Source organism: Aeromonas taiwanensis, assembly GCF_000820165.1.
In the GTDB taxonomy this organism is placed as follows: Bacteria; Pseudomonadota; Gammaproteobacteria; order Enterobacterales; family Aeromonadaceae; genus Aeromonas; species Aeromonas taiwanensis.
In genome coordinates this window covers 24,854-31,968 of the sequence record NZ_CDDD01000052.1, presented here as the reverse complement: position 1 = coordinate 31,968, position 7,115 = coordinate 24,854, and the positions used below count along the sequence as shown (strand labels likewise).

The following is a 7,115-nucleotide window of genomic DNA, read 5'->3' as shown; positions in this document are numbered from 1 at the left end:
GTCATGGTGCTCGCGGTGGACGCGATTAGGTTGCGTGCCGGGGCCGGATTTGAGGCGACGACCTTCGGGTTATGAGCCCGACGAGCTACCGAGCTGCTCCACCCCGCGTCCGAATTGTACTGCCGTCGCAAGAGGCGGAGCGGGTTGCGCCTTGCTGGCTTGGTGTCCACCGCCGGGCGTTGGCCTTGCCATGGACACAAAGAAGTTGGTTGCGGGGGCCGGATTTGAACCGACGACCTTCGGGTTATGAGCCCGACGAGCTACCGAGCTGCTCCACCCCGCGTCCGAATTGTACTGCCACCACAAGAGACAGAGCAGTTGTCCCTTGCTGTCTTCGTCTCCACCGCCAGGCGCTGCCTTGCCATGGACACAAATAAGTTGGTTGCGGGGGCCGGATTTGAACCGACGACCTTCGGGTTATGAGCCCGACGAGCTACCGAGCTGCTCCACCCCGCGTCCGAATTGTACTGCCACCACAAGAAGCAGAGCAGTTGCCCCTTGCTGTCTTTGTCTCCACCGCAGGCGCTAGCGCTTGCCATGGACACAAATAAGTTGGTTGCGGGGGCCGGATTTGAACCGACGACCTTCGGGTTATGAGCCCGACGAGCTACCGAGCTGCTCCACCCCGCGTCCGAATTGAACTGCCATCACAAGAGACAGAGCAGTTGCCCCTTGCTGTCTTCGTCTCCACCGCCAGGCGTTTGCCTTGCCATGGACACAAATAAGTTGGTTGCGGGGGCCGGATTTGAACCGACGACCTTCGGGTTATGAGCCCGACGAGCTACCGAGCTGCTCCACCCCGCGTCCGAATTGTACTGCCACCACAAGAGACAGAGCAGTTGCCCCTTGCTGTCTTCGTCTCCACCGCCAGGCGTTTGCCTTGCCATGGACACAAATAGTTGGTTGCGGGGGCCGGATTTGAACCGACGACCTTCGGGTTATGAGCCCGACGAGCTACCGAGCTGCTCCACCCCGCGTCCGAATTGTATTGCCACCACAAAAAGCAGAGCAGTTGCCTTTTGCTGTCTTCGTCTCCATCGCAGGCGCTAGCGCTTGCCATGAACACAAATAGTTGGTTGCGGGGGCCGGATTTGAACCGACGACCTTCGGGTTATGAGCCCGACGAGCTACCGAGCTGCTCCACCCCGCGTCCGAGGTCGCCCATAATAGGCGCCAACGCTGAGATTGCAAGTAAATATCCTAAAAAAAGTTTATTCGAAGATTAAACCGTCACATGCTGTTTTCTTTTGCAACAAATCGCAGTTTTATCAGGCAACTAGCCACTTCCTCCTCTCCTGCAGCCCCCTTCCCCTGCTAAAGACGGGCCTCCAATCCGCCCTCACTCCCGCCGCCGACCATAAAAAAGCCCGCATCATGAGGTGCGGGCTCTGCGCGGGTCCTGCTATCCGTGGGCTCAGGCCAGCTGGTGCAGCACGCTGGTCGCCGCAATCTGGGCGATGATGAGGCCGCACAGGGTCACGGAGAGCACCACGGGGGCCGTCTCCTGCTGACGATAGAGGGGGCTGAACCAGAGCAGCAGGGCGGCGACCAGCAGACCGGCCTGGGTCAGCACACCCGGGATCAGCGCATCCAGCCCGGCATTGCTCCCCTGCCAGGCCACCAGCACCGCCAGCCAGATAAGACTCAGGATGGCGGCCACCAGGCCAGCCAGGGGCAGCAGCAGGTTGAAGGCCTGCAGACGATGGCGGGCGCGCAGCAGCATCAGGTGGGCAAAGGCCGCCCCCAGCAACACCATCTGCAGCAGGCCGCCAAGCCAGCCCTGGATCTGCAGCAGGCCCACCCCATAGAGGGCGAGCGGCAGGGCGGGCAGCCACAGCAGGCGGGCGGAAATGGCGCGCTTGCCCTCGAGGCGGGACTGGGCCATCGACAGCGCGATGCCCAGCACCAGGGCCGCGCCCCCGCTCCAGATGACCCACCCCGTCACCCTGGCCTCCACCGCCAGCATCAGGGAAAGTCCGGTGATGACCCAGACGGAGAAGATCTGGGTGGTGATCCGCGAGCGCTGACCCGGGCAGAGGTCGCCGCGCCACAGGACGATCCCGAGGGCGATCAGGGCACCCAGGGCCATCAGCCCGGTCAGGGGGAAGAGCCAAAAAGGAAGTTGGACGAACATAGGGTCTCCGGGAACTGTCTGGATCCGGGCGCAGGTGGCGCCCGTCACGTGTTAAGAGGCAGGGAGTATATCCAAACTCCCCCCGGTTCCCAACGCCGTGGGCTCAGCTTTGCCCGCGGGCCAGTGCGACCACCCGGGCGAACATCTGACGCAGCACCGGCGGGATGTGCTCACCACCGAGGCGCTCCGCCTCCTCCACCACCGCCAGAGCCATGCCGGGCTTGCTGCGATGGTGGATGGCCTTGGCGATAATGCGCCCGGCGTTCAGGGTGGAGCGCCCGCCCACCCCGGCCTCGCGCCGGAACACCCCTTCGAACCCGTTCTGGTAGAGGTAGTGCTCTATGTCCGCCGCCGGCAGCTGGGTCAGCCGGTCCCGCTCGCGCTCCCCCTTGAGCAGGGAGCGGGCGGAGCTTGCATACTTGGCTCCTGCCTCGTCACCGTCGGTGAGCAGGTGCCACTCAATGCCGAAGTCCCGGGCCACCTTGATGAGGGGGGCCTGGCCGCACTGGGCGAACTCGATGATGCGCACCCCTTCGGCCCGCAGGCTGTAGCCGCAGATCTGGGCGAGCTCGGAGAGCAGCCAGATCTCCGTCTCCCCCTCCACCAGCAGCCAGCAACGGGCGAACATCGACATGGGTCGGTTGATCCTCACGTGGAAGGCAATCTTGCGCAGATCGTCGCTGCTGTAGCGCTCCCCCCCCAGCTGGTGGCAGAGGATATCCTGCTGGCGGCGCACCAGACGGCGCACCTGGTTGAGGGGCAAGGAGGAGAGCAGGTCTCCCGAGTTGGTGGTGAGCAGCTTCTGGCCCGGCAGCTGTTCGAGCAGCCCCCAGGCCAGGGCCAGCATGGTGGGGTGCAGGCGGCTCTCGGGGTCTTCCAGCATCAATATGGGTCTGGCCCCCTCCTCCAGCTCCCGGTTGCCCCGGGCGTGGAGCAGCATGGCGGCCATGCCCGCCATGGCCAGTTGCAGCGCCCGGTTGTCGGCGTTGCGCAGCAGCACCTGCAGGTTGCCGGGATTGCGCAGGGTCATGGGGCGGTTGACGATCTCCCGCTGGCTGCGGGGCTTGTGCTTGATGGGCGCCAGGGCGCTGAAGTAGTGCTCCATCAACTGCTGCACCGCCTGCAGCGCCTCCTTGAGCTCGGGCTCCCCGATGCGCTGGGGCTCGTCGGTGAGCTTGCCGGCCAGCTCCCCCAGCCGCTGCTCGCACAGATCTCCCCAGGGCAGCCGCTCGACCCCCTCGCGGGCGGTACGGGCGTCCCGCAACCGGAATACCGGGTTCATGGTGATGAGCAGGCGCACCAGCTCGTCGTTGTTGTCCAGGGCCAGGCTCTTGCCGATACCGTCGAGAAAATCGTGGGTGGTGAGCACGCTGCCATCCTCCTGCAGCTCGGCGCTGGCGCGATAGTGCACCCGGTGGAACTTGTCCTTGTGGGGGATCCAGGCTGCCCCGAGCCGGGCCAGACGGCGGGAGTGCTGGCACATCTGGGGACGGTATTCGCTGAAGGTGAGCACCAGTTGCAGGGTGCGCGCGGGGGCCAGCTCGGGATCCTCGGGCTGATGGAAGTCATCGTGACCGAATTGATAGGGCTCGGCATCCCCCAGCAGACACCAGAGGGCCCGCAGCAGGCTGGACTTGCCCCAGGCGTTCTCGCCGATGAGCACAGTGGTGTTGTCCAGCCCGAGAGAGAGGCGATTTATTCCGCGAAAACCTTTGACTTCGATGCGTTCCAGAAACATGCAGCCATATCCAGTCCATCCTGATGGCGCAATAGTGGCAAAGTTGCCGGAAAAATCCTACCGGGACGGGGCGTTTTCAGCGGGAACTGTGAGGAACGAGAGGTTCGGGGGGCGTGGGCAGGCTGGCGCGATCCTGGGGGGCATTCCAGTGGCTGAACCAGAGGTGACGGGTACGGATCTGACGTTTGCGATGATTCAATGGGCTTTCCTTTCAGTGGACAAGAGACAGAGGGTACACCTCTTTTGCCCAGAGTCTCAGGGTTATCTGTGACAGGAGAATGACAGCTGGGCGCGCCATTGGCCCGGGCTCAGGCCGAAGGCCTCCCGGAAGCGATTGCCGAAGTGGGCCTGGGAGGAGAAGCCGCACTGCACGGCGATGCTGGCCAGGGGGTCGCTCCCCGCCAGCAGCTGCTTGGCCCGCTTGAGCCGCAGCCCCAGCAGGTAGCGGTGAGGCGGGCAGCCCAGGCTCTGGCCAAACATCCGGGCGAAGTGGTATTCGCTCAGGCCCGCCTCCCGGGCGAGATCCCCCAGGGAGACCGGCTCGGCCAGATGCGCCACCAGATACTCCTGCACCCGCCGCACCACGGCGGGCGCGAGCCCCCCCCTCACCTCCGGCAGGCCGGGGGCTTCCCGGGTATGGTGGCGGTAGGCGTGCAGCATCAGCATCCAGGCGCCGTGGGAGAGCGCCATGCGATCCACGCCGTGCTGCCAGTCGAGCTGCATCAGTTGCCCCTGCACCAGGGCCGCCGCCAGGGGATCGTCGATGAAGGTCTTGTCTTCCAGCTGCAGGTGACGCCCCTCCCTGTCGCACACCTGCTCGGCGATGCCGATGAGGTGCGCCGGGGTGAAATAGAGGTGGAAGAAACGAAACTCCTCGCGCACCAGCCACTCGGATCTGTGGTGATCCGGCATGATGCACACCTTGCCGGCACCGCCGTGGCCCCCGGGACCGTCGAGGCGTTCGGTCTGCTCGCCCCCCTGCAGATAGACGCTGATGGTGTGGTGACCCGGCTTGTGATAGCGGGTCTGATCGTAGCGGTTGCGCCAGCTGGCCACCCCGAGCCCGGGCTCCAGCCAGCAGGAGTCCTCCAGCCTGGCCCCGGTGCTGACCAGGGCGTCGAATACCCCCGCCAGCCTTGTTTGCTGCATGAGCGGCTGCGTGAGCTGTGGCATTGTCTGCTGCATGGAATGCTGCCCTCTGTCCTCCCAGGCCTGCGCCCGTCTCGTCTGCCGCCATCTTATCGCGCCTCATGGTCAAAGGCTGCGCCTCCTTGGAAAAAACCGCAAGATGGTGCAAGCCAGCGGCCGTCCGGCGGCCCATGCTGACCCCACGTCACTCTTTCTGCTTGTTGGTCACACCATGAATCTGATGCTCTATGTCTCCACCGTCCTCATCTGGGGCAGCACCTGGATTGCCATCGCCTGGCAGCTCGGCCCCATCCCCATCGAGGTCTCGGTGCTCTACCGCTTCGCCCTGGCGGCGCTGGCCCTGTTTGCCCTGCTCACGGTGAGCGGCAAGTTTCCGCGCCTGCCCTGGGCGGGCCAGCGTTACGCCGCCCTGCTCGGTGCCCTGCTCTTCTCCACCAATTTTCTCTGCTTCTACCACGCCACCCTCTATATCCCGAGTGGCATGTCGGCGGTGATCTTCGCCAGCGCCAGCATCTTCAACGGCCTCAACCTCTGGCTGTTCGAGGGCAAGCGCCCCGGTTTACGCTGGCTGCAAGGCTCCCTGCTGGGGCTCCTCGGCACCCTGCTGCTGTTCTGGCCCGTGCTCGTGGATGCGCAACTCGGTGCAAACGGCTGGAAGGGGCTGCTGTTTGCCTGCGCCGGCACCCTCTGCTTCTCGCTGGGCAACCTGGTCTCGGCCCGGGGCCAGCGCCAGGGCTATCACGTGCTGCAGATGGTGCCCTGGGGCATGGTCTACGGCGTGGTGCTACTGCTGGGCTGGGTCACGGTACTCGGTCAGTCCCTGACGCTGCCCACCGATCCTCGCTACCTCGCGGCCATGGTCTATCTGGCCATCTTCGGCTCCGTCATCGCCTTCACCGCCTACCTTACCCTGGTGGGGCGCATCGGCCCCAGCAAGGCGGCCTACGCCACCGTGCTCTTCCCCCTGGTTGCGCTGACCCTCTCCACCTTCTATGAAGGCTTCGTCTGGCAGACGGTCTCCATCGTCGGCGTGGTGGTGAGCCTCATCGGCAACCTGGTGATCTTCGCCCCGCCCGTCAAGGCGTGGCGCTGGCCGCTGGCACGGGCTACAAACGGTACTTGCCCCTGATGCCACCAGCCCCTAAGGTAACCGCTTTCAACAGACGAGGACGGGAGAGAGCATGTTACTGGAAGGGCTGGAAACACTCTGCCTGCTGGCGAGCGAGGGCACCATGGCCAAGGTCGCGAGCCGCCTCTATATCAGCCAGTCGGCGGTCAGCAAGCGCATCGCCCAGCTGGAGCAGCGCCTTGGCAAGAAGCTCGTCGAGCCGGATGGGCGCCACACCCGCCTCACTCCCCAGGCCAGGGAGCTGCTCACCCGGGTGGCCCCGAGCCTGGCCGAGATGAAGGGGGTGCTGACGGACAGCCAGATCCTCACCGACCAGACTCCCCTGCCCGTCGCCTGCTCCGAGACCCTGCTGGCGGGCTACCTCGCCCGCTTCATGCACGACTACCTCGAGCGTGATCCCCATATCGCCCTCTCCACCCACCACACGCCGGTGATCCTGGCCCGGGTGCGTGGCGGTGACGCCCTGCTCGGCATCTGCGCCGGGCGCCTGCCACCGGGGCACGGCCTGTGCACCGAACGACTGCTGGAGGAGCCCTTCTATCTGGTGGGCGATGATCAGGGGGAAACCAGAATCGGGGATCAGGAGGGGGAGCGCAGGATACTGACCATGGATCTGGAGAACCCCTCCAACCGCTACCTGCGCGAGCCGCTGGCGGCCCTCGGTCTGACGCCGGCCATGGAGCTCGACTCCTACCTGGCGCTGATCGAGCTGGCCAAGGCGGGCATTGGCCCCGTGCTGCTGCCCGCCGGCCTGCTGGCCCTGGTGGGCGAGCAGGGGACACGGGCCCGCCCCCTACCGGGGCTGGGGCGTCCGCTCCACCTGGTCTATCGACCAAACAGCCTCAAGCGCGATCGCATTGCCCGCCTGGTCCAGGCCCTGCAGGCCCATTTCCGGCAGCTGACGGCTCAGGGCTGAAAACAAGAGGGCCCGATCCAGCGGATCGGGCCCTCGTCATCTCGGGTGT

General features: G+C 65.3%; 6 protein-coding genes and 7 tRNA genes. 2 read left to right on the top strand and 11 right to left on the bottom strand.

Features of this window, described 5'->3' with window-relative positions; all coding sequences use genetic code 11:
- Positions 1-34: 34 nt before the first annotated feature.
- From BN1136_RS08885 to BN1136_RS08840, 11 genes are all read right to left on the bottom strand, one after another.
- Positions 35-108 (bottom strand) — tRNA-Met (locus BN1136_RS08885).
- A 98-nt stretch (positions 109-206) separates the two neighbouring features.
- Positions 207-283: transfer RNA gene (locus BN1136_RS08880), tRNA-Met, on the bottom strand.
- A gap of 96 nt (positions 284-379) precedes the next feature.
- A tRNA-Met gene (locus BN1136_RS08875) sits at positions 380-456 on the bottom strand.
- Positions 457-553: 97 nt separating this feature from the next.
- Positions 554-630 (bottom strand) — tRNA-Met (locus BN1136_RS08870).
- A 97-nt stretch (positions 631-727) separates the two neighbouring features.
- Positions 728-804 (bottom strand) — tRNA-Met (locus BN1136_RS08865).
- 96 nt (positions 805-900) lie between these two features.
- Positions 901-977, bottom strand: a tRNA-Met gene (locus tag BN1136_RS08860).
- Between the two features lie 96 nt (positions 978-1,073).
- Positions 1,074-1,150: transfer RNA gene (locus tag BN1136_RS08855), tRNA-Met, on the bottom strand.
- A gap of 264 nt (positions 1,151-1,414) precedes the next feature.
- On the bottom strand, positions 1,415-2,134 hold the full coding sequence (locus BN1136_RS08850) for a hypothetical protein (protein WP_043760245.1): 720 nt from the start codon (positions 2,132-2,134) through the stop codon (positions 1,415-1,417).
- 103 nt (positions 2,135-2,237) lie between these two features.
- Positions 2,238-3,872 (bottom strand): ATP-dependent endonuclease, encoded by a 1,635-nt coding sequence (locus tag BN1136_RS08845; RefSeq protein ID WP_043760243.1) that lies wholly within the window; start codon positions 3,870-3,872, stop codon positions 2,238-2,240.
- A gap of 76 nt (positions 3,873-3,948) precedes the next feature.
- Positions 3,949-4,071 carry a hypothetical protein gene (locus BN1136_RS20595; protein ID WP_268749066.1) on the bottom strand — a complete coding sequence of 41 codons (123 nt, stop codon included), beginning with the start codon at positions 4,069-4,071 and terminating at the stop codon, positions 3,949-3,951.
- A 62-nt stretch (positions 4,072-4,133) separates the two neighbouring features.
- Positions 4,134-5,021 (bottom strand): helix-turn-helix domain-containing protein, encoded by an 888-nt coding sequence (locus tag BN1136_RS08840; RefSeq protein ID WP_043760249.1) that lies wholly within the window; start codon positions 5,019-5,021, stop codon positions 4,134-4,136.
- Positions 5,022-5,232: 211 nt separating this feature from the next.
- Between BN1136_RS08840 and BN1136_RS08835 the strand changes: the two genes are divergently transcribed.
- Positions 5,233-6,150: a DMT family transporter gene (locus BN1136_RS08835; protein WP_043760241.1), complete on the top strand. Its 918-nt coding sequence runs from the start codon at positions 5,233-5,235 to the stop codon at positions 6,148-6,150.
- Between the two features lie 52 nt (positions 6,151-6,202).
- Positions 6,203-7,066 carry a LysR family transcriptional regulator gene (locus tag BN1136_RS08830; RefSeq protein WP_043760239.1) on the top strand — a complete coding sequence of 288 codons (864 nt, stop codon included), beginning with the start codon at positions 6,203-6,205 and terminating at the stop codon, positions 7,064-7,066.
- The last annotated feature ends 49 nt before the right edge of the window (positions 7,067-7,115 follow it).